The sequence below is a fragment of the Cupriavidus lacunae genome, from assembly GCF_003353055.1.
GTDB lineage: Bacteria > Pseudomonadota > Gammaproteobacteria > Burkholderiales > Burkholderiaceae > Cupriavidus > Cupriavidus lacunae.
In genome coordinates this window covers 75,165-101,742 of sequence record NZ_QKWJ01000025.1, presented here as the reverse complement: position 1 = coordinate 101,742, position 26,578 = coordinate 75,165, and the positions used below count along the sequence as shown (strand labels likewise).

Here is a 26,578-nt window from a genome sequence, read left to right as displayed (position 1 = left end):
GTGGGCTACGACCCATCCGACGATAGCTTTCCGGAATCACTTCAGAAGGCGCAGCGTAAGCTGGAAGAGAAGCACCGTGCGGAGTCGACAATGGCGGTGACTCAAGCCCACCAGCCGGCGGAAGCGGATTTGACACGCTAGCATTGCAGGCACTGGTTCCTGGAAATCGGTCGCCGCGATACATCATTCGATGGGCTCGCCTTACCACCGAACCGTAGCTAGTGAGTTCGGGCGTGATCTGGTTTTGCGAGCCTGTTTCCTTCACGAATATCGGTGTGACGCCGACTTCGATCAGCTTCTTGCGCAGATCGGCGTCCCTGGGCGCTCTGGTCGCTTTGGTCGGTCGTTGCTCGGATCAATTCGGGGGATGCCTATTCGGACGGGGCCCGCAACTGAGCACCGCCGGCTTTATGCGCGCGATAGCAAACGCCTTGTGAAGGAAAGTTATCATGAAAGATCCTATTCGTATCCTCTGTGCAGCAGTCATCTCGGCAACGGCCGTCATTGCCACTCCAGTGTTCGCGCAGTACGCACAAGTCACAGCCCCTACCGTCACCCCAGCGGATTTGCTCCATGAACTCAAGAAACTACGGACGCTGGGATACGAGCCGAGCAGAGAAGGCAACTATCCGGCCGATCTGCAAGCGGCACAACAGCAACTAACAGAAACGCACCAGGGAAGTACAGGCGCAACGTTGGCGTCGCAGGGGCCCTCACGGTAACGTGCATTGCCTCGAAGAGCGCGCGTATCCCTCACGAAGGAGCAGTCGCTGCCCCTCCGGGAGAAAAGCGGGCGCGCATTATCGCAACCGGGCAAAGTCTTGCGAGCGGCCGCCCGTTCAATCTTGCCTTCAGGCCGCATAACCTCCAACGTTCGCCGCGCGCGCAGCGCAGACTGAACTGGCTTGCCGGTGCGGTCTTTCTTGCGTTCGCCGTGCGCCTGGTCAGTTCGCACATCTGATGCACACAAGGCACCTATGACATCGATTCAAACTTTCAATCTGTCGATGGGAATGTTTCGCGATAGCGGCGCGTATACGGCAGTAACGATCGCAACATGGCGCCGCATCTGCAGGCCGCACGGATCCGGTCGTTGAACTGACGCTTTTCCGTCCATTCCCTAATTGAGGAGCTACTCATGAAACGCCTCGGCCAACTCTCCGGTGCTGCCCTGCTGATTGCAACCGTCGCCGCCTTTGCTTCGCAAGCCGCCGTTGCCGCTGTCAACTCGCCCCGCGACGTCTATACCGATGGCGCTCGCATCGGGCAACGGGATGTCTTCACCGATGGTGCGCTCATCGGACAACGTGATGCGTTCACCGATGGTGCCCGCATCGAAGCACGCGATGTGTACACCGATGGCGCCCGCAACGCGGTGCTGGACGATCGCATTGATGGCGTTCGAACCCTTGCTGGCATGGATCGCACAGGCCCGTCGAATCCTCCCGCACGCTCCACGGATCCGTACACCGATGGATCCCTTGCCTGATAACGGGCCTCGATCCCACTCCATACCATGACAGCAATCCTTGCAGGGCTGCGGAAGACTCGCCACGCGTGTCACCCGCAACTCCTGTTGCCACTCGATGGTCCCGCCGCGATCAGGGGACCTGCACCTGAACCGGAGTGCCAGGCTTTCCCGAGATCTGCGGGGCTACCACCAGGTAGCGGCGCTTGTCGGCTGTGGCGCTTGTGCCCGGTGCAACAACCTGCCGGATCGGCCCGATGGTGTTGACGATAGCCGCCCCAGCCGGATTCGTCGTGAACACTGCGAGCGGCTCCAGCGGCCCACCGCCGTCAGCTTTGTTCGCTAGTGCCAATACATAAGATTGCCTCGGCTGAAGGCCGGTCACTGCTGCCTGCAGCACCTGCACCAACCCCTGGTCGAATAACGTAATGCTGGTCGAGGCGGTTGCCTTCCCGTCCGACTGCCCTGTGTTCGGCGCCAATAGCGTCAGGTGGCTTGCCTGCCCGGCAATGCCAAGCGGCTCCAGGTTCTGCGTGCCATTGCCTTCCGTCACCGCGTTTGGCACATACGCGATGGCCTGGGGGGCCTGTCCCACCCGAACCGTCGCGATTACGGTGTTGTTCAGCGTGTCAATGGCAGCGATAGCATCGGCATTTTCCAGACCCACATACACGCGGCTGCCGTCGCCCGAGGGCCAGATGCCGTGAGGCAGGCTGCCCACCGGAATGGTAGCCACCTGCGAAAAATCATCGGTACGAAAGACCTTTACCTGATTCAACCCGCCCACGGTCACGTAGGCAAAACTGCCCTTGGCATTGCGTATAAAGTTCACGTGGTTTGTGAGGGGACCGGTTTCGATGCTCTTGATGCGGGCGAATGGAGGACGTGCGTCAAAGACCTGAACCCTTCCAATGTCCTTTAGTGTGAACCAGACCTGCCTGCCGTCCGGCGTGGCGGCGATATTCGGACAAAATGGACTGTCCTGCTTCACCGCACCCACGATCTTGTGCTCGGCCAATGAGATCACCTCGGTTTCCGGATTAAATGAAGAGCACACGTAGCCGTACTTGCCATCGGGCGAGAAGATCTGCATGCCAGGTCCGGCAGGCACGATAATACGGGTCTTCTCTTCGAAGGTTTTGGCATCGAGAACCGCGACATAGTTTTCTCCGCGCACGGTAACCCATACCTCGCTGCCGTCCGGTGTGTAGAACGCCTCATGCGGCGACCTGCCGACATAGGCAGTGTGCTTGACCGTATTGGTTTGGGTATCGATGAACGTCACCGAATTTGAACCGATGGAGACAATGGCCAGGGTCCGATGGTCCGGTGAGAAGCCCATGCCATGTACTAGCACCTGTCCACGATATAGCGGACTGAAATTTCCAGGCGAAGGATCCCCGAGCCGGATTAGGCCAAGAAGACGATGATCGGCCGGGTCCACCACGGAAACCGTGTTCGAAAATTGCTCGGCAGCGTAGAGGCGGTCGCGGTGGCTGACAGGGATATCCGGTTCGGACTGGGATACGGGGGCTTGCCCTGCCAATAATGGTGGCGCCGCTGCCAGAGCACTGACCGTCAGAACAAGGACAAAGAGCGATTCGAATTTCATTTTGACTCCTGCAACTGCTCTGGTTGGTGGCCATGCGAGGGCAAAACTCGCTCACCGCCTCCAGAGTGTGCTTCCTCCACAGGCACAGGTATGCCGGGCGGCCCGCCGATGTCGGTGGGGGCCGCAACCGGGGGCGGTAGCGGCAGCCCTACCGCCAGACGCATGGCAAGGATCTCCTGCTGCTGCTCAACGATGATCTCCTGCGCCAAACGACGCAGCTGCTCATTGTCGCCAAAGCGCAGATAGGCCTGCGCCATATCGATCGCACCCTGGTGGTGTGGCGCCATCATGGCGACAAAGTCCCGATCGATATTGCCGCTCGGCGTGATTTCCATGCGCCTCATCATAGCGGTCATGGCCGAGCCGTTTTCGGCCAGGAACGCGCGCTCTCCCTCGTCGTCCGCTGTGCTGCCGGCCGCGCGAGCCGGCATTGCATTGATAGCAAGCATCAACCACCCCATCGCCACAAGGCTTGACGCGATTCTGGTAATGGACGTAGGCATTTTGGCAGCCCCTTGCAAGAGCCGCCACCCGGACGGCATCGATCTTTTAAGAGAATAGGCAAATTGCACCGAGAGGCCAGAGGGAATAAACGCGACGCCAGCGTGTTTACTAATCAAGCCCCTTGACTAACTACCGTACGCTGCGATGCAATTAGACAACCCCCACGACACCGAAAGGCTCTCGGAAGTCGATATTCAAGCGTATGCAGATGGTCTCCTGCCCCCTGGCAAGGCCGCAAGGCTCGACTGGTATCTTGAAGGCTACCCCAGCGAAGCTGGCAGGATTGCCTTCTATATGCGCCTCAACGAGCACATCAAACGAGCGTATCCTGATAAAGAAGTTGCGCAAGAAGCTGATTCCCGCTTGGCCATCAAGCGGCCGGTGAGGTACACCCTCAAGGTTGCCCGCATCCTCGTATCTGGGATGGTGCTGCTGGCGGCAGTGGGCGGTTGGCTGGCTGGCGCAAGGGCGTCGAACGAGGAGCTCGAGAGTGTGGCGGTACTTGCGCTGGTCGAGGCAACGAGCGCACCTGGTTATCCCGAAGCGATTGGCATGGCCGGAGGCAAGCCCTCGCCCGACCTGAATTCGGTCGGATTCAGTCTTATGAGTCAAAAGCCGGTGCGAATCGGGCCGGTGTCTGTAGTGCTCCAATCGATCTATGAAGACCCGAGTCAGCGGCGTATCGTCCTGCTGCAGGCCAGCGCGCTGCCTTTTGATCCGGCAACTCCACATTGGTCCGCACGCCGGGTTGGCGATGTTCGTTTGCTGTCCTGGAAGGCCGGTACCACGCACTATGTGCTCGCCGGTAGCGCCAACACACCGCGCTTGATGCGGGCAGCCGATCTGATGACTTCGCGCTGACACCGAGCGCATCGATAAGGACTACAGTGAGATGGGATCGCATCAGCAACGACTGTTCCTGACTGGAGCGGACCATGAAAATCCAGGACGAGTTGGTCGAGCATGTGCCGCGACTGCGCAGGTATGCCAGGGCATTGATCCACAACCACGATCTGGCCGACGACCTTGTGCAGGACACGCTGGAACGCGCGTTGTGCCGAACCGAGCAGTTCCGTCCAGGTTCCGACCTGCGCTCCTGGTTGTTTTCCATCATGCATAATCTTTTTATCAACCAGATTCGCCGGGCCTCCGAGCGCGTGGTGCACGTATCGGTCGACGATGATTCCGTAGATGAAAGCGAATACGCAGTGGCCCCTGAGCAAATGCGCTCGCTAGAAATGCGCGATCTCGACTACGCGTTGCAGCGCCTGCCTGTGGAACAGCGTGAAATCGTCCTCCTTGTGGGTCTGGAGGAAATGAGCTATGCCGATGTAGCAATTGCGCTGGATGTCCCGATTGGCACCGTGATGTCCCGCCTGTCGCGTGGCCGGGAACGGTTGCGGGCATTGATGGCGGGCTCGCAACCCAGCGCAAGACTCAGGGTGGTGCCATGAGCGAGCAACAGTTTTCCATTTCTGAAGACGATCTTCATGCCTATGCCGACGGGGCTCTGTCGGAAGAGCGCCGCGCCCAAGTTGAGCGCGCCCTGGAGCAGGACCCAGCCCTCGCGGCAAGGGTCAGCGATTATTTCTCGCTGAACAGTCTGCTCCATGAGCGCTATGACAGAGTCCTGGCCGAGCCGGTGCCGAAACGCCTTCAGCCATCTCTTGCATGGCATCCCGGCCGGCGCGAAGCGGCCAACTGGCCTCGCTTTGCCAGCATCGCCGCAACACTGGTGTTGGGCATTGCACTCGGTGTCGGGACCCAGATGGTGCCACGCATGACAGGTCAGCTCGCAAGCAATGGACCGATCAGCAGCCTGCCCGGCCAGGATGGACTGGCACGCAATGCCGCGGTTGCACACGTCGTCTACATGCCCGACGTCGTTCGTCCCGCCGACATCGGCGCGGATCGGGAGCAGGACTTCGTCCAGTGGCTGGCAAGCCGGCTTGGCACCAATGTGCACCCCCCGGTGCTGACGCGGGTAGGCTTTGAGCTGGTTGGCGGCCGCCTGCTGCCCGACTCCAGCGGCGGCGTTGCGCAGTTCATGTACCGCGACGCCAAGGGCGAACGGATCACCCTATACATTTCCCACCGAAGCACGAGCGCGAACACTACCGCGTTCAAGCTGTACCAAGACGGACCTGTCAATGTCTTCTACTGGCTGGACGGTGACTTTGGCTATGCCGTAAGCGGCGGCATCGATCGCAAGGTGCTGCTGGACATCTCGCACGATGTCTATGCCCAACTGACACCTGTAAAGAAGGAATAGTCGACGTAGACCGTACTAAACGTACGTGTCACCGCTACGACAGTAAATTTGTCAAATGGCCACCCGGTGCAAGGGTAAACACAGGCTCGGCCTTACACCGCAAAGGCTGGAAGGCGACGAAATTAATCTGTCACCAGCGAAGTTGGGGCCGGCCGGCCCATCAGGGCGGCGATATCAAGATCCGGCTAACGGCAAGCTGACGGGCAGACGGTCGGGGGTCTCTTACCGGCCTTTGCGCCAACAATCTTTGCACTTCGATATCGCCGAGTCCTACGCCTGGCTGACAGTGCACCAACTGATCTGGCCAGGGGTCGAACCCGTCCCGGCGGTCATCGATAGCAAGCCACGATCGCAGCGAGTGTTGTGCGACGTATCGATGAACTTGCGCGCCGCGGGTCAGTGCGAAAAAGGCAGGGTTATCGGAGTTCTCATCGCATGTCGCCCCGATGACGCCCTCGCGCAGCCAACGTGGCAATGCGTCGCGCGCCTGTTCGAATCCGAATGCACCGACCCAATCGGTGCTCAACGCGATGCGCACATCCGGATACGGCTCCCAGTGCGTGCTCGATAATCGCCGCGAACTCAAATAGCTGGACTCCCGGTTCGCTCGCGACAACATTCTGGCCGGACACATACGAATCGCAGCGCTGCAACACGTTGTCGTAATCGACAAACAGGACCTGCAAATCGGTAGAGCTGCTTGGGATAGCCATTGCTAGACCTCGTATACCTGCGCAGACAACATGAGTGCCTCCTCTGCAGCGTTGTCGCGGCAGCCAATCCATGAACGGCTGCGAGCTCGGCAAAGCCATCTATGAGCTGGCGGATAAGCGTGCATTTGCGGCTGCGTCCGATAAGGAGCCGGGTCGAGTTCTGAGCTGGCGCGGTGTCGCCGTCACTGGACATGGTTGCTCGGATTGCAGCGGCATTTCAGACCATGCCCTCTGGCGCTGCTGTCGCAGGCCGAACAGATCCAACGGTACGCGGCCGACACTGTCGCACCACCGATACCGCACAAGAAATAAAGCGAACTGGGATGCGCGAGGCGTCTCGATAGCGCAGCGCGATGTCGGATGGGGCGTTGTCACCGGCGTCGCGGGGAGCAAGCGCGACCCTCTCTGCCTACACTGAGGCTACCGCCACTTGGCACGAGGGCGGCCGCTCGGCAGGATAACCAGCCTTCGCCGCCCCCACCTCCCCATCCCGAAGTCCTCGATCCGATCCGCGCGCGGCCGTTGTCACAGCGTTGCCCCAAAGGCGAGTCACCGTGCCCGACGGCAGGCCACTAGCCCCACCGGAGTCGCGGAAAGCTTGGCGCGTCCTAGAGGACTCGAACCTCTGACCGCTCGCTTAGAAGGCGAGTGCTCTATCCAACTGAGCTAAGGACGCGAAGGCGTGCATTCTACCGCAGCGCCGCACCGGGGTGACAAGCAGCGCGTGTCAGGAGGCCGCCCGCGGCTGGCCGCGCGTGACGTAGCGGCCAACGGGCGCGGCGTCGGCAGCGCCATCGGCCCCCGCGGGGTGTAGCGACACACAATTACGCCCCTTCAGCTTGGCGTCGTACAACGCGCGGTCGGCGCGGCGCATCAGGGCATCGGCGCCCTCGCCCGGCTGCCGCGTCGCCACGCCGATGCTGACGGTATAGGCGATCGGGTCAGGCTCGGACGGGCACGGCGTGGCGCGCACCGCGGTGGCCAGTTGCAGGCAGGCCAGCCGGCCTTGCTCCAGCGCGGTGTCCGGCATCACGATGGCAAATTCCTCTCCGCCCAGGCGCCCCACCACATCGACCTGGCCGCCCGTCTTGCGCAGCAGACCGGCGAAATGCCGCAGCACACTATCGCCCGCAAGGTGGCCATAGACATCGTTGATAGCCTTGAAGTGATCGAGATCGACAAAGGCCACCGTCAGCGACTTGCGTTGCCGCTCGGCGCGCAGGCATGCCGCTTCGAGCGCTTCCCAGAAGGCGCCGCGCAGCAGCACGTCGGTCAGGTCGTCGTGGCGCGCGCGCCGCTCCAGCACGCGGCGCAGCCGGTCGTGCGCCATCAGCGCAAAGCTGACCGACACGCCCACTAGGACAAAGACATTAAGCATGGCGAGCTCGCCGTCCCACGGCATCGGCCGCGGCCAAGCGCCGCCCTGCGCCACCGCCGCCAGCGGCAACGACACGATCCATGCATTGATGGCCGCCGCGGCGATCACGATCAATACCAGCGACAGCGCCGCCAGCCGGCCCGTGCCGCGCGTGCCCGGCACCGACGGCACGACACTGCGCGCCAGGTCCAGTAGCAGCAGGATATGGCACGCGCTCAGCAGCGGCGCCAGCTCTGGCAGCGCCACCGGCCCCGCCAGGTACTGCGGCGCCAGGTCATGCCAGGCCACCGCTGCCGCGCCCGCCAGGTTCAGTGCCAGCAACGGCGCGGCACGACCAGGCCGTCCCGCGAAGTGCCGCGCGCCCACCACCATCACCGAGAGCGCCGCCAGCAGCGCCAGGTCTGTCGACTCCGGCACCAGCCACAACGGGCGCAGTTCCTGCACCGCCGCCAGGGCCGCGGCAACCGCCGCCAGCACGCTCCCCAGCGCCCATGAGGTCAGGCCGCTGCGATCCATGCCTGACGACCGGCGCAATACGACGCAAACCACCCCCATCTGCAGGGCAAACAGCCCTGCGATGAGCACAACTATGTGCGACTGAAACATCTTTATTCCCGTCCAAGGCAACAAGCGACGCTCTGCATGGCGCCGCGCTTCCCTGCTTTTTTGCCGGTCCTGTGCCGGACCGTTGTTATCAATTGCCGCACATCCTGCTTCAGGCCGCCTGGCGCCGCCAGCCGGCAAACGCAAGCACACCGAGCCGCTCGCCGGGGGCGAGAGCGCCGTTCTTGTTCTGGTGATCAGGTCAGTCCGGAAGGAAATACGCAAACCGGGCGTTCCCAACAGCACGCCGGTCGGACTTGAGCGGTGTGCGGGATTATCGCAGCGCGCAAACCCAAGTCAAGCCAAAGCGCCCCCGCCAGAAGGGGGAACAGGACAACAGGGTTGAGGGGGCCGAAGCGGCTTGTATTACTTCAGATTGACCGCGGCGCGGTGACCCGGCTACAATAGCGGGCTTCGGAGCGTAGCGCAGCCTGGTAGCGCATCTGATTTGGGATCAGAGGGTCGTAGGTTCGAATCCTATCGCTCCGACCAGAAATATGTAGTGGAAACAACGGCCTGGATCGAAAGATCCAGGCCGTTTTTCTTTTTCCAGTCAGCTTGCGGTCATCCTCGGAGGCCGGCCGCGTCACTCACCACGGCCACAAATCCGGCCAGATCAGCGCCCCGGCGAACAGCATCAGCGCCACGGCTGCAATCACGAGCCCCCGGCTGGGGCCATCAGCGCTGGCATCGACCTGCGGCATCCAGGAAGGGACGGCGTCTGAGCGATCCGTCGCTGCGGACCTGGCGGCAGCTTGTGCGGTCGCACTGATAGCCGCGCGCGGCACGAAGTCGGACTCGGCCAGCAGGAAGCCCATGGGCGTTGGCTGGCCGGCGCTCCCCATCGGCTGGAACAGCAGCTTGGACAGCGCAAGGCAATCGTCGAGGGCGACCTGCGGGCGCGGCCGGAAGATATGCAGGTGCTCGCACAGCGTATCCAGCTTGTGGTTGGGGACGTGGAACAGACGGGACCAGTGCACCTGCCGCACCGAGCAGCGCCAGGACTTGTGCCGGATGTCGGGCAGCACCTTTTCCAGCATCCTCGCGTTGAAATCCGCGCCGTGGGCGACCAGCACGTCGGCGTCGTCGACAATGGCGCGGATGGCGTCGACGTCAAAGCGGCGCCCGCGCAGCATCTCCGCGGTCAGCCCGTGGGTGCCGGTGGCCGACTCGCTGATCGGCACAGTGGGCTCCTGAGAGCCGTAATAGCTGGTGACCTCCCGCAACAGGCTGCCCGCGCGCGGCATCACCTCGACCAGCAGCAAGCCGATGCTGACGGGCTCATCCGCTGGCATGGGCCCGGTGGTTTCGGTACTGACGATGGCGACCCGCATGGGCACTCCGGTGTGGCTGTCCGCAGGCCTGGTTGACGGCAGTTGCTGCGATCATTTCCTCTAGGTTAGTGTGAGCGCGTTAGACGTCATATCGACCAGATGGGCTAAGCGGTTCAGGCGGGATGCTGGCCCGCCGCATCGTTGCGCCGCCGCTCAAGGTTGCAATACACGTCGGCCGCCACCAGCCCGAACAGCGCATGGGCGAACAGGCTTTCCCAGCCGCGGGCCTCGTCGAACCAGTTGAGATAGCGCCCGAGCACATAGAAATCGACCAGGTACACCGCCACGCCGAATACGATGCCGACCAGCGAGGCCAGGGCCAGGCTGGAATCAAGCCGGAATGACGACAGGATCAGGGCCAGCAGCGCCGCCAGGATGATCGACAGGCCGAAGTGCACCGTCCCTGCGGCCAGCACGATGGTCCAGTTGAAGGCATCCGCCGACAGGGCCTCGCGCCCCAGGATGATGGCCGCGACCATTTTCACGGTCCCCCAGGCGCCCTGGTACAGCAGGAAGCGCGCGGTCAGCAACTCCAGCACCATGTAGACCGCGCCGGCAATCAGCCCCGCCAGCACCGCTGCCCGCCAGTCGGGCCGGCAGCGGACATAGCGATGCGATTCCAGATGGAGTTCCATGGCAGTCTCCTTGCGAGATCCGGCCCGGCAAGGCCGTACGAGTTAGTTCTAGCTCATACGACGCAAATACCAAGCCATCCGGGCGTGATAAAGATACGCTTTAAGCACATCAATTACCGATCAGCAAGGAAGGTGCAACCGACGAAGTGGCCATGCTGCAACTGCGTACGTGGTACAATGTTGCAGTAGCCCCCGGGGTGTCCGAGCATCCCTGTAACCGGGCGTTCTCACCAGCGCGCTCTTGCGAGCGAACAGCAGCCGCCGGCGCGGGCCATCCGCGACGACACCAAACTGGCGAACCACCGGGTACACCTGCCCGCCTGCTCTGCGAAGCACACGGTCTCTCCGGCCGTCAGCGGCAAGGTAATCGCCCAAGCTATCCGCGCCCGTTGGGCGATACCGCTGACAGAACCAAGCAATCAGGCGCCACGCGCCGCAGTCCGCGTGACCCTGCCCCGAACAACCCCACGGCGGCGCGGTTCGCAGCAACGGCGAAGTGTGCCGCGGTTCCGCGCCGTGCCGGGCGAACCGAACAGGATTTTTGATAACGCAACCATGCAGCCTTCGCGGGCTGCCGAAAAGGAAGACAGATTGGCTAAGGAAGAACTCATTGAATTTGGCGGCGTGGTGTCGGAAGCCCTGCCTGACAACCGCTATCGTGTCACGCTGGAAAACGGCGTCGAAATCTGGGCATACGCTTCGGGCAAGATGCAGAAGCACCGCATCCGTATCCTGGCCGGCGACCGTGTCACCCTGGAAATGTCGCCCTACGACCTGACCAAGGGACGCATCAACTTCCGCCACAAGTCCTGAGTTTCCGTACGGCCCCGGCGACACTGCATTCGCGCCTGTCGCCCGCGCCGCTGCCGTTGTGCGCCGACGCGCTGTCACGCCGCTGACACCGCGCCCGGACACACTTGCGGGCTGCCCGATCGGCAGCCCGGTTTCGTTTACGCGCCGCCGCGCCAGGCCATGCCGGTACCAATGGAACGGCCAAGCTGGCGCTTGCGCCGGTCGGGCCGCTTCACCATACTCGAATCACCCCCATCGCCCAGCCCGACATGAACCTGATCCTGTGGCGCCACGCCGAAGCCGAAGACCTGCCCGACGCGCTCAGCCTGAGCCGCCATGCCGACCTGCAGCGCCCGCTGACGCGCCGCGGCCGCAAGCAGGCGGAAGTCTCTGCCAAATGGTTGCGCGCGCATCTGCCGGCCGATACCCGCGTATTGTGCAGCCCCGCCCTGCGCACCCGCGAAACCGCGGCCGCACTGACCAGCGAGCCTGAAATCGTGGATGCCCTCACACCCGGCGCCGACGTCAGCGCCGTGCTTGCTGCCGTCGAATGGCCGGAGCGCCCGGAGTATGTGGTGGTGGTCGGGCACCAGCCATGGATCGGCCGCGTCGTCAGCCTGCTGCTGGCCGGCTCGGAGATGAACTGGAGCGTGCGCAAGAGCGGCATCTGGTGGCTGACCGGCCGCACGCGCGAGAGCGAGGCCCAGACCGTGCTGCGCGCGGTCATCAACCCTGATTTCCTCTGAGCCCTGCCTCCGGCTTGCGGGTGCCGCCCGAAGGCACCCGCCCCATCCTGGCCCGCAAAAATCAGAAATGACTGATGGCGGGCGGAATCCCCCGTCACTAAAGTGGCTCCGGCACCCCTTCCCGGCCGCTTGCAGGTGTCACGGAGATTCCCATGCATGACCCCGCCCGTCACCAGACTGGTGGCGACCATCGCGATAAGCTGCCTGATCCGTCACAGGAAGCAGGCCAGCCGACCACCCTGGCTGGCGACGTCACGGAACCGTCATCGCCGGGTCACGGCACTGTCACCCGCCCTGACTACATTGCATCGCAACAGTTTCGTCACCAAAGGGACATACTGATGCGAGATCTGCCGACGCCTACCCAGCCGCTCTTCGACTCTCTGCCCAATGGCCTCGGCCAGACGGCGCGGAGGCGTCTTCATCGCCAATCCGATACACCGGCAAATGATTCGCCTGTTCTCAGCGTGGCGTGGGCGCGCCACCAGGACGAAATAGTCGAGGCCCAGCGCCTTCGCTACAAGGTCTTTGCCGAGGAGATGGGCGCGCGCCTGACCTGTTCGGTACCGGAGCTGGACATCGACATGTTCGATGCCTACTGCGACCACCTGATCGTGCGCGACATGACCACATTGCGCGTGGTCGGCACCTACCGCGTGCTGCCGCCGCACCAGGCCAAGCGCCTGGGCTGCCTGTACGCCGAGTCGGAATTCGATCTGGTGCGCCTGGCCCACCTGCGCCCCAAGATGCTGGAGCTTGGCCGCTCGTGCGTGCACCGCGACTACCGCTCCGGCAGCGTCATCATGGCGCTGTGGGGTGGGCTGGGCGAGTACCTGCAGCGCTGGGGCATCGAGTCGATGCTGGGCTGCGCCAGCGTGCCGATGAGCGACGGCGGCCACTACGCGGCCAGCCTGCACCGGCTGTTCAGCGAGCGCTCGCTGGCGCCGATCGAATACCACGCCTTCCCGCGCCTGCCGCTGCCGGTGGAAGACCTGAACCAACAGCTGGACGTCGAGCCGCCCGCGCTGATCAAGGGCTACCTGCGCCTGGGTGCGAAGATCTGCGGCCAGCCGGCCTGGGACCCCGACTTCAACGTGGCGGACTTCCTCACGCTGCTGCGCGTGAACGACATGAACCCGCGCTACGCCCGCCACTTCCTGGGCCTGAACAACGCCGCCTGAGCGGCGCCCCGCCAACTCCGTTCCTCTTGCGGCCGCCGCCTCGGCGGCCGCCCCTCATTCAGTCGTAGATCACCTTGTAGCGCTTGCCGATCCGCTGCCACTCGTCGGCCTCCTGCGCCAGGCTGTATTCGATCAGCGGATTGACCTCGATCCACGCCTTCGGCAAGCGCACCGTAAAGCCTTCATCCAGCGCTTCGGTCAGCTGGCTCACGCGGATATCGGGCAAGGCCACGTCCGAGCGGCGGCGGCACAGCACAAAGGCCAGGCGCAGGCTGAACAGCATGCGCCAGTCGAGGAACTTGCCGCTGCCCGACAGCTTGCCGAGCTTGCCCGCATGGCCCAGCAGCAGCGTTGCCAGGCGCGCCTGGTCGGTCTTAGAGAAGCCCGGCATGTCGGCGTGCGTGGCGATATAGGCCGAATGCTTGTGATAGCCGCTGTGCGAAATCGACATGCCGATCTCATGCTGGCTGGCGGCCCAGCCCAGCAGCGCAAGATTGTCCTCGCGCCGTTCGTTGACCGGCTCCGGGAACTGTGACAGCAGCGTCTGCGCTGCGCGCCGCACCCGGCCGGCCTGGGCCCGGTCCACGCCGTAGCGGCGCATGAACTGGTCCACCGTGACCGTGCGCATGTCCTCGTGGTGGCTGCGTCCGAGCAGGTCGTACAGTACGCCCAGCCGCAGCGCGCCGTCGGTCACGTCCATGCGCTCGATATCGAGCTCGGCAAACACGCCAAGCATGATCGACAGCCCGCCCGGCAGCACCGGGATGCGGTCCGGCTTGAGGCCGGTCAGCTTGACGCGGTTGGTGTTCTCGGCCTTGATCAGCGCGCGCTTCAGGCGCTCCAGCCCTTCGCGCGTGATGCCATGCTCTGACGTGCTGTCGTTCATGCCGTTCAGTTCGATCAGCTCGGCCAGCGCGCGCGCGGTGCCCGACGAGCCCACCGCCTGCTCCCATCCCGCCGCGCGGTACTGGCGCACCAGCACCTGGATCTCGCGGCGCGCGGCCAGCTCGGCCTGCTTCATCGCGTATTCATCCACGTTGCCGCTGGGGAAGAACTGCCGGCTGTGCGATACGCAGCCGATATAGAGGCTTTCCATCAGCTTGGACTGGTAGCCGCTGCCGATGATGAACTCGGTCGAGCCACCACCGATATCGACCACCAAACGGTTGCCCTGGCAGGCCGGCGCATCGTGCGAGGCACCGAGGTAGATCAGCCGCGCTTCCTCGCGCCCGGCGATCACTTCGATCGGGAAGCCAAGCGCGCTTTCGGCCTCGATCAGGAATTCAGACGCATTCTTGGCCACGCGCAAGGTGTTGGTGGCCACGGCACGCACCTGGCCCGGCGCGAACTCGCGCAGGCGGTCGCCGAAGCGCCGCAGCGCATCGATGCCGCGTCGCCGCGCGGGCTGGTCCAGGTATTTGTCGGGCGTCAGGCCGGCGGCCAGCCGGACCGGCTCGCGCAGCGCGTCGACCTGGAAGATCTGGCTGGCGGGGCCGCTGGCCGTGGGGGTCTCGTCCACCCGCCCGATCATCAGGCGGAAGCTGTTCGAACCCATGTCGACGGCGGCCAGCAGGCGTGGAGTGTTGTTCATCGTATGCTCGGAGGGCTGGTTCGCGTTGGCGTTGCGTGGCGCGGCAGGTGCACTGTAGTGCCTTGGCCTGCCGGCGTTCGCGCCCGGGAAAAATATGTCGTCGTCATGTCCGCATCATGACAAAATCAAACTGTCATAAAAGTGACACGTTTTTATGAAAAAGTCGCCACATTACTAAAAGAAGGCCATGCTCATGTCGACGACTCCGTCCAGTACGCTGCTCAACCGCGAACTGGGCATCCTGGAATTCAATGCCCGCGTGCTGGCGCAAGCCGCGGACCCCAAGGTCCCGCTGCTGGAGCGGCTGAAATTCATCTGCATCGTGTCCAGCAATCTGGACGAGTTCTTTGAAATCCGCATGGCGGGCCTGAAGGAACAGATGCGTGACAACGCGTCGGGCCTGACGCCGGATGGCCTCTCGTTCCAGCAGACCTACCAGCTTGTCACCGAGCGCACGCAACGGATAGTGGCTTCGCAGTATGACATGCTGCAGAACACCATTTTTCCACTACTTGAAAAAGAAGGGGTCTTTTTCCACCTGACCACCACCTGGACCGACGCCCAGCGCGAGTGGGCACGCGAGTTTTTCCAGCGTGAACTGGCGCCGGTGCTGACCCCGATTGCTCTGGACCCGGCCCACCCCTTTCCGCGCGTGCTCAACAAGAGCCTGAACTTCGTGGTGGAGCTGTCCGGCAAGGACGCCTTCGGGCGCGACGCCGACCTGGCCATCGTGCAGGCGCCGCGTGCGCTGCCGCGCGTGGTCAAGATGCCGGAAAAGCTGTCGGGCTACCCGTATGGCTTCGTGATGCTGTCGTCCTTCATGCAGGGCTTCGTGCATGAGCTGTTCCCGGCCATTGCCGTGCACGGCTGCTACCAGTTCCGCGTCACGCGCAACTCCGACCTGTTCGTCTCCGAAGACGAGATCACCGACCTGCGCGAGGCGCTGCAGGGCGAACTGCCCACGCGCCATTTCGGCGACACGGTGCGGCTGGAAGTCTCGTCCGATACCCCCGCCCCGCTGTCGCGCCGGCTGCTGCTCGAGTCGGGCCTGTCGGAACAGGACCTGTACCGCGTGTCCGGCCCGGTGAACCTGGTGCGGCTGATGCAGATCCCCGACATGGTCGACCGGCCCGCACTGAAGTTCCCGCCGTACGTGCCGGCCCCGGTCAAGGTCTTTTCCAGCGGCGCGTCGATGTTCGACGTGATGCGCCAGCAGGACGTGCTGCTGCACCACCCGTACGAGAGCTTCAGTTCCGTGCTCGACCTGCTGCAACTGGCGGCAGCCGACCCCAACGTGGTTGCGATCAAGCAGACGGTCTACCGCACCGGCAATGAATCGCTGGTGATGGAAGCGCTGATGACCGCCGCGCGCAACGGCAAGGAAGTGACGGTGGTGGTCGAGCTGCTGGCGCGCTTTGACGAGGAAACCAATATCAACTGGGCCGAGCGGCTGGAGTCGGCCGGCGCCCATGTGATCTACGGCGTGGTCGGCCACAAGTGCCACGCCAAGATGCTGCTGATCGTGCGGCGCGAGCCCACCGGCCCCAAGGCCAAGCAAGTCAAGCTGCGGCGCTACGCCCACCTCGGCACCGGCAACTATCACCCGCGCACTGCCCGGCTCTATACCGACTTCGGCCTGCTGACGGCCGACGAGGCGATCTGCGAAGACGTGCACCATGTGTTCCAGCTGCTGACCGGCACCGCCGGCACCATCCGGCTGAACCACCTGTGGCAGTCGCCCTTCACCATGCAGAGCAACCTGGTCGACCATATCCGCGCCGAGGCCCGCAACGCGCGTGCCTGCAAGCCCGCGCGCATCATCGCCAAGATGAACGCGCTGCTGGAGCCGTCGATCATCGACGAGCTGTACAAGGCTTCGCGCGCGGGGGTGAAGATCGACCTGATCGTGCGCGGCGTGTGCGCCCTGATGCCGGGCGTGCCGGGCATGTCCGAGAACATCTCGGTGCGCTCGATCATCGGGCGCTTCCTGGAACACCACCGGGTCTACTACTTCCTCGCCGGCGGCGAGGAAGTGCTGTACCTGTCCAGTGCCGACTGGATGGACCGCAACCTGTTCCGGCGCGTTGAAGTGGCGTTCCCGGTGCTGGACAAGACGCTGAAGGCGCGTGTCATCAAGGAAAGCCTGCAGGTGCACCTGCGCGACAACGCCTCGGCGTGGATCATGCAGCCGGACGGCAACTATGAGCGCAAGCAGACGCGTTCCAAGCATCCGCATGTGAGCCAGAACGATATGCTGGAGATGTTTGGCGGGACGCCCTGAGTGGCACCTCGCAGGCAGATAAAAACCCCGCCTTGGCGGGGTTTTTGTCTGGGCTCAGGCGGCACGCCGTGACGTGTCCGGCGCCTGCGGCGGCAACGTGGGCCCCGCGCCTGTCGCCGGGATGTCGGCGCCATCTCCGCCAGCAAAACGCAGGCTGCGCTCAAGCGGGAAGATCACGCGAAACACGCTGCCCCGGCCCACTTCGCTGGTCACGCGCAAGTCCGCATGGTGGCGCGACAGCACGTGCTTGACGATGGCCAGCCCCAGCCCGGTGCCGCCGGTATCGCGCGAGCGGCTGCGGTCCACGCGGTAGAAGCGCTCGGTCAGCCGGGGGATATGCTCGGGCGCGATGCCCAGGCCGGTATCGGCCACCGAGAACACCGCATGGCCGTCTTCCCAGGCCAGCCTGATGGTGATGCGCCCGCCGTCAGGCGTGTAGCGCACCGCGTTCGACACCAGGTTGCCCAGCGCCGACAGCAATTCGGTCTCGGCGCCGCGCATGCCCACGGTCGGGTCGATCTCCGCCGCGACCTGGTGCCGGCCCTGCGACAGCGCCTCGGCGTCGTGGGTCAGGTGCGCGACCATGGCGCGGATCGGCACGATGTCGTTGCCAGGAGGCTGGGCATCGCTTTCCAGCTTGGCCAGGGCCAGCAGGTCTTCGACGATGCTCTGCATGCGCACCGACTGCGCCAGCATCATGTCGATGTAGCGGCGCCGGTCGTCTTCGGATACCGGCAGGTCGCGCACGGTTTCAAGGAAGCCGGTCAGCACCGTCAGCGGCGTCTTCAGCTCATGCGAGACGTTGGCGACAAAGTCGCGCCGCATCGCCTCGGTGTTCTCGAGTTTGGTGATGTCCTGCGTGATCACCAGCTTGCGGTTATCGCCATAGGGCAGGATCTGCACCGCGATCACGCTGTGCTTGTGCTCGCCCATGTCGCGCATCACCAGCGGGTCGTCGAAACGCTGCCGCGTCAGGTAGTGGACGAACTCGGGGCGGCGGATCAGGTGGGTGATGCGCTGGCGCACATCGCGCCGCGCGTTCAGGCCGAAATGCTGCTCGGCGACGTCGTTGCACCACTCGATCTGGTCGGCGTCATCGAGCATCAGCACGCCGTTGGGCGAGGCCTGGATGGCCTGGATAAAGCGCGTATGTTGCCGCTCGACCTGCAGCACCTGGGTGCGCCAGCGCTTGACCAGCCGGTGCAGGCGGTAATACACCTCGCCCCACAGGCCAAGCGCGCTGGGGATCTCGCCGTAAACCGGTGCGTCGAGCACTTTCCACAGGCGGTTGATCTGGTACAGGTAGTAGGACAGCAGCCCGAGCAGCGATACGCAAGCCAGCGCCAGCGCCGGCACCGGGCCCACGGCCAGGTAGATACCGGCGGACAGCACCAGCAGGCTGATCAGGATGGCCGCGGATCGGGCCCAGATGACGTTCATGCGCAGGGTTCAGGCTCGCAGCCGGCCAAGGAATGCCGGCTGCAGGGTTGCGACGGAGTGTGCCACGATTTCGCCGCGCCCCGCCAGCGGCGTGGGCCCTGGCCGGCGCCTCAGGCGCCGGGGGTGCGCGCCAGGCGGTAGCCGCTGCCGCGTACGGTTTCGATCATATTGCTGTAGCCGCCGGGGGTCAGCGCGGCGCGCAGGCGCTTGATATGGACGTCGACGGTGCGTTCCTCGACAAAGACATGGTCGCCCCAGACCTGGTCGAGCAATTGCGAGCGGCTGTGCACGCGCTCCGGATGCGTCATCAGGAAGTGCAGCAGGCGGAACTCGGTCGGACCGAGGTCCAGCTTGATCGGGCCGCTGCCGTCCTGTCCGGTGACGCGGTGCGTGGCCGGGTCCAGCCGCAGGCCGTTGATGGCCACCACGTCGTCGGTCAGCTGCGGCGCACGGCGGCGCAGCACGGCCTTGATCCGCGCCAGCAACTCCTTGGGCGAGAACGGTTTGGTCACGTAGTCGTCTGCGCCGGCTTCAAGCCCCATCACCTTGTCCTGCTCCTCACCGCGCGCGGTCAGCATGATGATCGGGATCTGGCGGGTACGGTCGTTGGCCCGCAACTCCTTGGCGAAGTTCGCGCCCGACTTGCCCGGGAGCATCCAGTCCAGCAGCACCAGGTCGGGCAGCACGTCACTCATCAGCGACAGCGCCTGCTCGGCGTTGTAGGCCCGGATCGGATAGTGCCCCGCGTGCTGCAGGTTCACGGCGATCAGCTCGGCGATCGCTGGTTCGTCTTCGACAACGAGAATACTGCTTGGCATGTGTATTGTTCTCCGTGGGCGGCCGAGTTCAGCTCAGCGCTTCGCGCTCCATGTCCTCGCGCGAGACATGGCGGACGTCCGTCCCCTTGACGATGTAAATGATGAATTCAGCGATGTTCTTGGCGTGATCGCCGATGCGCTCCACGGCCTTGGCGATAAACAGGAAATCCAGCGCGACCGAGATGGTACGCGGATCTTCCATCATGTATGTGATCAGCTTGCGCACGAAGCCGCGGAATTCCTCGTCGATGGCCTTGTCGTCCTTGACGATGCGCGCCGCCGCCACGGTATCCAGGCGGGCAAAGGCGTCCAGCGCCTGGCGCAGCAGCGAGATCGCCATCTCGCCCGAGAGCTTGACCTCGGCGTAGTTGATGCTGTGCGCCGATGCGTCTTCCATGATGTGCTTGGTGCGCTTGGCGATCTTCTCGGCCTCGTCGCCGGCGCGCTCCAGGTTGGTGATGGTCTTGGAGATGGCCATCACCAGCCGCAGGTCGCGCGCGGTCGGCTGGCGCCGGGCGATGATGTTGCCGCAGTCGGCATCGATCTCGACTTCGAGCGCGTTGAGCTGGATCTCGCGGGCGATGACCTGGTCGGCGGTCTCGCCATCGAAGTCGGCCAGCGCGCGCATGGCGAACTCGATCTGCGACTCGACCAGGCCGCCCATCTGCAGCAGCTTGGTGTTGATCGCGTTGAGGTCTGCGTCGAACTGGGTCGACAGATGCTTGTCAGTCATGGAATTCTCCTGGCCGCTTATGGATATGCTACGCCCTGCGGTAACAATCAGCCTGAATTAGCCAAATCGGCCGGTAATGTAGTCTTCCGTTTCCTTGCGGTGCGGCTTGATGAAGATCTTTTCGGTCTCGCCAAACTCGATCAGCTCGCCCAGGTACATATAGGCGGTGTAGTCCGAGCAGCGTGCGGCCTGCTGCATGTTGTGCGTGACGATCACCACGGTGTACTCGTCCTTCAACTCCGCGATCAGTTCTTCGATGCGGCCGGTGGAGATCGGGTCAAGCGCCGAGCACGGCTCGTCCAGCAGCAGCACCTCGGGGCGGATGGCGATGCCGCGCGCGATGCACAGGCGCTGCTGCTGGCCGCCGGACAGGCCGTAGCCGGACTGGTGCAGCTTGTCCTTGGCCTCGGTCCACAGCGCGGCCTTGGTCAGGGCCCATTCCACGCGGTCGTCCATCTCCGAGCGCGACAGCTTCTCGAACAGGCGCACGCCGAAGGCGATGTTGTCGTAGATCGACATCGGGAACGGCGTCGGCTTCTGGAACACCATGCCGACCTTGGCGCGCAGCAGGGCGATGTCCTGGCGCGCGGTCAGCAGGTTATCGCCGTCCATGTTGATCTCACCCTCGGCGCGCTGCTCGGGATACAGCGCATACATCTTGTTGAAGGTGCGCAGCAGCGTCGACTTGCCGCAGCCCGACGGGCCGATGAAGGCCGTGACCTTGCGGTCCGGGATCGACATGTTGATGTCTTTCAGCGCATGGAACTGGCCGTAGTAGAAGTTCAGGTTGCGCACGTCGATCTTGGCGCGTACCGAATCGGGAATGTCGATGACGGTGGAGGTCATTGCGTTTTCTCGCTTGCAGTCTTTGGGGCGGGACGGAATACCGGTCGCGTCGCTTATTTCTTGAACAGGATGCGCGCCATGATATTCAGGGCCAGCACGCCGATCGTAATCAGGAACACACCCGCCCAGGCCAGCTGCTGCCATTCCGTGAACGGGCTCATGGCAAAGCGGAAGATCGTCACCGGCAGGTTGGCCATCGGCTTGTTCAGGTCGCTGGTCCAGAACTGGTTGGACAGCGCGGTGAACAGCAGCGGCGCGGTTTCGCCGGCGATGCGGGCCACGGCCAGCAATACGCCGGTCACAATCCCCGCGTAGGATGACTTCACCGTGATCGACAGCACCATCTTCCACTTGGGCGTGCCGAGTGCGAAGGCGGCCTCGCGCAGCGCGTTGGGCACCAGGTTCAGCATGTTCTCGGTGGTGCGCACCACGATCGGCACCTGCAGCAGTGCCAGCGCGCAGATCCCGGCCCAGCCCGAGAAGTGGCCCATCCGGGTCACCACCAGTGCGTAGACAAAGAGGCCGATCACGATCGACGGCGCCGACAGCAGGATGTCGTTGATAAAGCGGATAAAGCTGGCCAGCGGCGAACTCTTGCCGTACTCGGCCAGGTAGATGCCGGCCAGGATGCCCAGCGGCGTGCCGAGTAGCGTGGCCATGCCGACCATCACGAAGCTGCCGAAGATGGCATTGGCGAGGCCACCGCCGGCGGTATTGGGCGCCGGCGTCATCTGCGTGAACAGGTCCAGCGACAGGCCGCCAACGCCCAGCGTGATGGTGGTCCACAGGATCCACGCCAGCCAGAACAGGCCGAAGCCCATCGCCGCCAGCGAGGCGGTCAGCGCATACAGGTTGGTGCGGCGGCGGCGCGCCTGCAGCCGGGTGCGGATGGCATCCGCATCAGGGCGGACTGCCGGAATCGATACGGTAGACACGGCTTGGCTCACGTGGCTCATTTGGTTCCCTCATTCTTTGCCAGTCGCAGCAGCAGCAGCTTGGACAGCGCCAGGACGACGAAGGTAATGAAGAACAGGATCAGGCCCAGTTCCATCAGCGCGGCGGTGTGCAGGCCGGCGCCGGCTTCGGCAAATTCGTTGGCGAGCGCCGAGGTAATGCTGTTGCCCGGCGAGAACAGCGAGGGGCTGTCCAGCAGGTTGGTGTTGCCGATCACGAAGGTGACGGCCATGGTCTCGCCCAGCGCGCGGCCCAGGCCCAGCATCACGCCGCCGATCACGCCGGCGCGGGTGTAGGGCAGCACCACGTTCCACATCACCTCCCAGGTGGTGCAGCCTACGCCGTAGGCAGATTCCTTGAGCAGCACCGGGGTGACTTCAAACACGTCGCGCATCACCGAGGCGATATACGGAATGATCATGATCGCCAGGATCACGCCCGCGCACAGCAGGCCGATACCCAGCGGCGCGCCCTGGAACAGCTTGCCGATCACCGGCAGCTGGCCCACCGTGGCGGCCAGGGGCTTCTGGAAATACTCGCCGAAGATCGGCGCGAACACGAGCAGGCCCCACATGCCGTAGACAATCGACGGCACCGCGGCCAGCAGTTCGATGGCGGTCCCCAGCGGGCGGCGCAGCCAGGCTGGCGACAGCTCGGTCAGGAACAGCGCAATGCCGAAGCTGACCGGCACCGCGATGATCAGCGCGATCAGCGAGGTCACGATGGTGCCGTAGATGGGCACCAGCGCACCGTAGACATCGGCGGGAGGATCCCACTCCGCGGTCCACAGGAAGCGCGCGCCGAACGTCTGGATCGACGGCCAGGCGCTGATCGCGAGCGAGACGATGATGCCGCCCAGCAGCAGCAGCGTCACGATCGCGGCGCCTCGCGTCAGGCCGCCGAACAGGAGGTCGCCCATGCGGCTCGGGGGCTGGACGTTGCGGATCTCGGAGGGGGTAGTCGCCATGTCGGGAATTCAGGGTCGATCGCCGCTCCCGCCTGGGCGGAAGCCCGGTGTCCGGGCCAGTTTCGGGCTGCCCGGACACCGGCCCCACACGCAGCGGGGCCGGCGATACCGTCAGATCAGTACAGCGCCTTGCCCGAGGCGTCCTTGACGCTGGTCTTCCAGGTCGAGCGGATCTGGTTCACAACGTTTTCCGGCAGCGGCACGTAGTCGAGGTCGGCGGCCATGTTGGCGCCGCTCTTGTAGGCCCAGTCGAAGAACTTCAGCACTTCGGCACCCTGCGCGGCCTTTTCCTGGTTCTTGTGGACCAGGATGAAGGTGGCGCCGGCGATCGGCCATGCGGTCTTGCCCGGCTGGTTGGTCAGGATCTGGTAGTAGGTCTTGCTCCAGTCCGCACCGGCAGCAGCGGCCTTGAAGGCGTCATCGCCCGGCTGCACCACGGCACCCGAAGCATTCTTCATGTTCAGGTGGGTCATCTTGTTCTGCTTGGCGTAGGCGTACTCGACATAGCCGATCGCGCCGTTCAGGCGCTGCACAAAGGCGGCCACGCCTTCATTGCCCTTGCCGCCAGTGCCGCCGCCCGGCCAGTTGACCGTGGTGCCCTCGCCCACCGCGCTCTTCCAGTCCGGGCTGACCTTGGACAGGTAGTTGGTGAAGATGAAGGTGGTGCCCGAACCATCGGCACGGCGCACCGGCAGGATGTCCTGGCTCGGCAGCTTGGCGTGCGGGTTCAGCGCCTTGATCGCGGGGTCATCCCACTTCTTGATCTTGCCCAGGTAGATGTTGGCCAGCACTTCACCCGTGATGGTCAGCTCGCCCGGCTTCACGCCTTGCAGGTTGATCACCGGCACCACGCCGCCGATCACGGTCGGGAACTGGACCAGGCCCTGCTTGTTCAGGTCCTCGTCCTTCAGCGGCGCGTCGGAAGCACCGAAATCGACCGTCTTGGCGCCGATCTGCTTGATCCCGCCCGACGAGCCGATGGATTGATAGTTGACCTTGTTACCCGTTGCTTTTTGGTATGCGTCGGCCCACTTGGAATACACGGGCGCCGGGAAAGAAGCGCCTGCACCGGTAATTTCCGCCGCGAACGCAGTACCCGCCACCACCATCGAAACGATGCCTGCCACGGCAGTCTTGACCAGCTTCATATGTCCTCCAGAGAACATTGGTTGGGAATGACAAATTTTTGACAAGACGAACTCTATGCTCCCTGTATGACAATTCCGTGACATCTTTAAATCTTCTTGAAACCGGCCTCCAGCAAGGGTTCGCCGTTGCAATCCAGCTGTCATGCCGGCGCAATATGACAGCGGTTAATTGCGTTACTACACAAGAAAACGCCGGGTCGAAGCCCGGCGTTCTTATCGAGGGTGGGACGTATCAGGCGCCCAGCGCATCCGCCAGCGTCCTGGCTGCGCGCTCGGCCATCTCAGCCTGTTCGGCCTCGACCATCACGCGCACCACCGGCTCGGTGCCGGAGGCACGGATCAGCACCCGGCCACGGCCTTCCAGTTCCGGCTCCACCGCCGCGCGCGCCGCCTGCAGGCCGGCATGGGTCTGCCAGTCGAAGCCCTTCTGCACGCGCACGTTGATCAGCGTCTGCGGGAACAGCTTCACGCCGTCGAGCAGCTGCGCCAGCGTCTTGCCGCTGCGGCGCAGTGCGCCCAGCACCTGCAGCGCCGACACGATGCCGTCGCCGGTGCTGTGACGGTCCAGGCACAGCAGGTGGCCGGAGCCCTCGCCGCCCAGTGTCCAGTGGCGCTTGTTCAGTTCTTCCAGCACATAGCGGTCGCCCACCTTGGCCCGCACGAAGTCCACGCCCTGGCGCTTGAGCGCCAGTTCCACCGCCATATTGGTCATCAGCGTGCCGACGGCACCCGGCACCACATGGCCGGCGGCCTGGCGGTCGCGCACGATCAGATACAGCAGTTCGTCGCCGTTGTAGAGGCGGCCATCCGCATCCACCACCTGCAGGCGGTCGGCATCGCCGTCAAAGGCCAGGCCGAGGTCGGCGCCATTGGCCTTGACCGCCTCGATCAGCTTCTCCGGCGCGGTGGCGCCGTAGCCGGCGTTGATATTGCGGCCGTCCGGCTGGTTGCCGATCGCCACCACATCGGCGCCCAGTTCATGGAATACCGGCGGCGCGATGTGATAGGCCGCGCCGTGGGCGCAGTCGACCACCAGCTTCAGGCCATGCAGGTCCTGTTCATACGGGAAGGTGCTCTTGCAGAATTCGATATAGCGGCCCGCGGCATCGTCGATGCGGCGGGCGCGGCCCAGGTCGTCGGACGGCGCGCACACCATCGGCTCGTCGATGGCAGCCTCGATCGCCGCCTCGACCGCGTCCGGCAGCTTGTCACCGTTGGCCGAGAAGAACTTGATCCCGTTGTCATAGTAAGGATTGTGGCTGGCCGAGATCACCACGCCGGCGGACAGCCGCAGCGCCCGTGTCAGGTAGGCGATGCCGGGCGTCGGCAGCGGACCGGTCAGCAGCACGTGCACGCCCGCCGAGGTGAAGCCGGCTTCCAGCGCGGCTTCCAGCATATAGCCCGAAATGCGCGTGTCCTTGCCGATCAGCACGGTCGGCTTGCCCTGCCCGGTTTTGGCGCCGTGGGCCAGCACCTTGCCGGCGGCATGGCCCAGGCGCATCACGAAGTCCGGCGTGATCGGCGCGTCGCCGACCTTACCCCGCACGCCATCTGTCCCGAAATACTTGCGTGTCATTCGCTGTTTCCCTCTCTGTTCTATGTTCTGTATGCGTTGTGCTGCCTGGCTGTACCCGGGTGGTTCAGACCGCGCCGACGGATTCATTGCGCACGGCCCACCAGGTCTTCACAGCGTCCACGGTCTGTTCCACATCATGCACTCGGACAATAAACGCACCGCGCTCCACCGCACAAACGGCCGCGGCGATGCTGGCGGCAATGCGCTGCTGCGGTGGCCGGCCGCCCAGGATCGCGCCCAGCGTCGACTTGCGCGAAATGCCCGCGAGTACCGGCAGGCCCTCCAGCGCCAGCCGCGGCAATTGCCCGAGCAGGCGCAGATTATGATCCGGCGTCTTGCCGAAGCCAAACCCCGGATCGAGGGATATACGCGCGGCGTCGATGCCGGCAGCGCGCAGCATGTCGATGCGTTCGGCCAGGAACTGTGCCACCTCGGCGACCACGTCGTCGTAGTGCGGGTCCTCCTGCATGGTCTGCGGGTCGCGCTGCATATGCATCACGCACAGGCCCGCCTGCCCCGCCGCCACGGCCTCGACCGCGCCCGGCATGCGGAAACCCCAGATATCGTTGATGAGATCGGCTCCGGCCGCAAGCGCGGCACGCATGACCTCGGGCTTGTAGGTATCGATCGACAGCGGCTTGCCGCAGTCGCGCAGCGCTTCCACCACAGGGATCACGCGCGCCAGTTCTTCTTCCAGCGGCAGCGCCGCCGAACCGGGCCGGCTGGATTCGCCGCCGATATCGATGATGTCCACGCCCTCGGCGATCATCTGCTCGGCGTGGCGCAAGGCCGCATCACGGCTGGTGTGCTGGCCGCCATCGGAGAAGGAATCGGGCGTGACATTGAGAATGCCCATCACCAGCGGGCGCTGGTCCAGGGCAAAGCGGAAACGGCCGCACTGGAAATACCGGGTCTGAGAACTCTGCTGCAAGGTAGGAATGCTTCAGTCAATACGCGCGCGACGGTTGCCGCGCAAAAAGGAAAAG

At 64.1% G+C, this 26,578-nt stretch carries 25 protein-coding genes and 2 tRNA genes; 10 read left to right on the top strand and 17 right to left on the bottom strand.

The window, feature by feature from the left end:
- Positions 1 to 449 precede the first annotated feature (449 nt).
- On the top strand, positions 450 to 722 hold the full coding sequence (locus DN412_RS20420; RefSeq protein ID WP_115213238.1) for a DUF4148 domain-containing protein: 273 nt from the start codon (positions 450 to 452) through the stop codon (positions 720 to 722).
- A gap of 416 nt (positions 723 to 1,138) precedes the next feature.
- Positions 1,139 to 1,489 (top strand): hypothetical protein, encoded by a 351-nt coding sequence (locus DN412_RS20415; protein WP_115213237.1) that lies wholly within the window; start codon positions 1,139 to 1,141, stop codon positions 1,487 to 1,489.
- Positions 1,490 to 1,601: 112 nt separating this feature from the next.
- Here DN412_RS20415 and DN412_RS20410 read toward each other — a convergent pair whose 3' ends face one another.
- Positions 1,602 to 3,080 carry a YncE family protein gene (locus DN412_RS20410; protein ID WP_115213236.1) on the bottom strand — a complete coding sequence of 493 codons (1,479 nt, stop codon included), beginning with the start codon at positions 3,078 to 3,080 and terminating at the stop codon, positions 1,602 to 1,604.
- On the bottom strand, positions 3,077 to 3,583 hold the full coding sequence (locus DN412_RS20405; RefSeq protein WP_425267431.1) for a DUF305 domain-containing protein: 507 nt from the start codon (positions 3,581 to 3,583) through the stop codon (positions 3,077 to 3,079). The genes DN412_RS20410 and DN412_RS20405 overlap by 4 nt, the downstream gene beginning before the upstream one ends.
- Before the next feature lie 145 nt (positions 3,584 to 3,728).
- Between DN412_RS20405 and DN412_RS20400 the strand changes: the two genes are divergently transcribed.
- The 3 genes from DN412_RS20400 (at position 3,729) to DN412_RS20390 (ending at position 5,856) form a co-directional block, all read left to right on the top strand.
- Positions 3,729 to 4,445 carry an anti-sigma factor family protein gene (locus tag DN412_RS20400; RefSeq protein ID WP_115213235.1) on the top strand — a complete coding sequence of 239 codons (717 nt, stop codon included), beginning with the start codon at positions 3,729 to 3,731 and terminating at the stop codon, positions 4,443 to 4,445.
- A gap of 74 nt (positions 4,446 to 4,519) precedes the next feature.
- The gene (locus tag DN412_RS20395; RefSeq protein ID WP_115213234.1) at positions 4,520 to 5,038 is read left to right on the top strand and encodes an RNA polymerase sigma factor; all 519 of its coding nucleotides are present in this window, start codon (positions 4,520 to 4,522) and stop codon (positions 5,036 to 5,038) included.
- Positions 5,035 to 5,856, top strand: coding sequence for an anti-sigma factor family protein (locus tag DN412_RS20390; RefSeq protein ID WP_115213233.1), 822 nt, complete (start codon positions 5,035 to 5,037; stop codon positions 5,854 to 5,856). Before DN412_RS20395 ends, DN412_RS20390 begins: the two co-directional genes overlap by 4 nt.
- 160 nt (positions 5,857 to 6,016) lie before the next feature.
- Here DN412_RS20390 and DN412_RS45870 read toward each other — a convergent pair whose 3' ends face one another.
- The 3 genes from DN412_RS45870 to DN412_RS20380 form a co-directional block, all read right to left on the bottom strand.
- Positions 6,017 to 6,475: an HAD domain-containing protein gene (locus DN412_RS45870; protein ID WP_425267432.1), complete on the bottom strand. Its 459-nt coding sequence runs from the start codon at positions 6,473 to 6,475 to the stop codon at positions 6,017 to 6,019.
- Positions 6,476 to 7,168: 693 nt separating this feature from the next.
- Positions 7,169 to 7,245, bottom strand: a tRNA-Arg gene (locus DN412_RS20385).
- Positions 7,246 to 7,296: 51 nt separating this feature from the next.
- Positions 7,297 to 8,553 carry a GGDEF domain-containing protein gene (locus DN412_RS20380; protein WP_115213232.1) on the bottom strand — a complete coding sequence of 419 codons (1,257 nt, stop codon included), beginning with the start codon at positions 8,551 to 8,553 and terminating at the stop codon, positions 7,297 to 7,299.
- Positions 8,554 to 8,965: 412 nt separating this feature from the next.
- On the opposite strand from DN412_RS20380, the gene DN412_RS20375 reads away from it, so the two are divergent.
- Positions 8,966 to 9,042: transfer RNA gene (locus tag DN412_RS20375), tRNA-Pro, on the top strand.
- Positions 9,043 to 9,140: 98 nt separating this feature from the next.
- Here DN412_RS20375 and DN412_RS20370 read toward each other — a convergent pair.
- Positions 9,141 to 9,884: a DNA polymerase III subunit epsilon gene (locus tag DN412_RS20370; RefSeq protein WP_115213231.1), complete on the bottom strand. Its 744-nt coding sequence runs from the start codon at positions 9,882 to 9,884 to the stop codon at positions 9,141 to 9,143.
- A 113-nt stretch (positions 9,885 to 9,997) separates the two neighbouring features.
- Positions 9,998 to 10,519, bottom strand: a complete 522-nt coding sequence (locus DN412_RS20365; protein ID WP_078196984.1) for a hypothetical protein — start codon at positions 10,517 to 10,519, stop codon at positions 9,998 to 10,000.
- A gap of 591 nt (positions 10,520 to 11,110) precedes the next feature.
- Between DN412_RS20365 and infA the strand changes: the two genes are divergently transcribed.
- The 3 genes from infA (at position 11,111) to DN412_RS20350 (ending at position 13,238) form a co-directional block, all read left to right on the top strand.
- The gene (infA, locus tag DN412_RS20360; RefSeq protein ID WP_008641674.1) at positions 11,111 to 11,332 is read left to right on the top strand and encodes a translation initiation factor IF-1; all 222 of its coding nucleotides are present in this window, start codon (positions 11,111 to 11,113) and stop codon (positions 11,330 to 11,332) included.
- A gap of 248 nt (positions 11,333 to 11,580) precedes the next feature.
- Positions 11,581 to 12,057, top strand: coding sequence for a SixA phosphatase family protein (locus DN412_RS20355; protein ID WP_115213230.1), 477 nt, complete (start codon positions 11,581 to 11,583; stop codon positions 12,055 to 12,057).
- Positions 12,058 to 12,398: 341 nt separating this feature from the next.
- Positions 12,399 to 13,238, top strand: a complete 840-nt coding sequence (locus DN412_RS20350; RefSeq protein WP_115213250.1) for a GNAT family N-acetyltransferase — start codon at positions 12,399 to 12,401, stop codon at positions 13,236 to 13,238.
- A 58-nt stretch (positions 13,239 to 13,296) separates the two neighbouring features.
- Here DN412_RS20350 and ppx read toward each other — a convergent pair whose 3' ends face one another.
- Positions 13,297 to 14,829: an exopolyphosphatase gene (gene ppx, locus DN412_RS20345; protein WP_115213229.1), complete on the bottom strand. Its 1,533-nt coding sequence runs from the start codon at positions 14,827 to 14,829 to the stop codon at positions 13,297 to 13,299.
- A gap of 193 nt (positions 14,830 to 15,022) precedes the next feature.
- Here ppx and ppk1 point away from each other — a divergent pair, with 193 nt between their 5' ends.
- Complete coding sequence (gene ppk1, locus DN412_RS20340; protein WP_115213249.1) at positions 15,023 to 17,110, top strand: polyphosphate kinase 1; 2,088 nt, start codon at positions 15,023 to 15,025, stop codon at positions 17,108 to 17,110.
- A gap of 54 nt (positions 17,111 to 17,164) precedes the next feature.
- Here ppk1 and phoR read toward each other — a convergent pair whose 3' ends face one another.
- The 9 genes from phoR to folP all read right to left on the bottom strand — a co-directional run bounded on the left by phoR (position 17,165) and on the right by folP (position 26,523).
- A complete protein-coding gene (gene phoR, locus DN412_RS20335; protein WP_115213228.1) occupies positions 17,165 to 18,550 on the bottom strand; it encodes a phosphate regulon sensor histidine kinase PhoR in 1,386 nt (461 codons plus the stop codon).
- Between the two features lie 110 nt (positions 18,551 to 18,660).
- Positions 18,661 to 19,368, bottom strand: a complete 708-nt coding sequence (phoB, locus tag DN412_RS20330; protein ID WP_078196988.1) for a phosphate regulon transcriptional regulator PhoB — start codon at positions 19,366 to 19,368, stop codon at positions 18,661 to 18,663.
- A 28-nt stretch (positions 19,369 to 19,396) separates the two neighbouring features.
- Positions 19,397 to 20,101 (bottom strand): phosphate signaling complex protein PhoU, encoded by a 705-nt coding sequence (gene phoU / locus DN412_RS20325; RefSeq protein WP_115213227.1) that lies wholly within the window; start codon positions 20,099 to 20,101, stop codon positions 19,397 to 19,399.
- 57 nt (positions 20,102 to 20,158) lie between these two features.
- Positions 20,159 to 20,947 carry a phosphate ABC transporter ATP-binding protein PstB gene (gene pstB, locus DN412_RS20320; protein WP_078196990.1) on the bottom strand — a complete coding sequence of 263 codons (789 nt, stop codon included), beginning with the start codon at positions 20,945 to 20,947 and terminating at the stop codon, positions 20,159 to 20,161.
- 53 nt (positions 20,948 to 21,000) lie between these two features.
- Positions 21,001 to 21,903 carry a phosphate ABC transporter permease PstA gene (gene pstA, locus DN412_RS20315; protein ID WP_115213226.1) on the bottom strand — a complete coding sequence of 301 codons (903 nt, stop codon included), beginning with the start codon at positions 21,901 to 21,903 and terminating at the stop codon, positions 21,001 to 21,003.
- On the bottom strand, positions 21,900 to 22,868 hold the full coding sequence (pstC, locus tag DN412_RS20310) for a phosphate ABC transporter permease PstC (RefSeq protein WP_115213225.1): 969 nt from the start codon (positions 22,866 to 22,868) through the stop codon (positions 21,900 to 21,902). The genes pstA and pstC overlap by 4 nt, the downstream gene beginning before the upstream one ends.
- A 116-nt stretch (positions 22,869 to 22,984) precedes the next feature.
- Complete coding sequence (pstS, locus tag DN412_RS20305; protein WP_115213224.1) at positions 22,985 to 24,016, bottom strand: phosphate ABC transporter substrate-binding protein PstS; 1,032 nt, start codon at positions 24,014 to 24,016, stop codon at positions 22,985 to 22,987.
- Positions 24,017 to 24,248: 232 nt separating this feature from the next.
- The gene (glmM, locus tag DN412_RS20300; RefSeq protein WP_115213223.1) at positions 24,249 to 25,592 is read right to left on the bottom strand and encodes a phosphoglucosamine mutase; all 1,344 of its coding nucleotides are present in this window, start codon (positions 25,590 to 25,592) and stop codon (positions 24,249 to 24,251) included.
- Between the two features lie 64 nt (positions 25,593 to 25,656).
- Entirely contained in the window at positions 25,657 to 26,523 is an 867-nt protein-coding gene (gene folP / locus DN412_RS20295) for a dihydropteroate synthase (protein ID WP_208647625.1), read from the bottom strand.
- Positions 26,524 to 26,578: the final 55 nt, after the last annotated feature.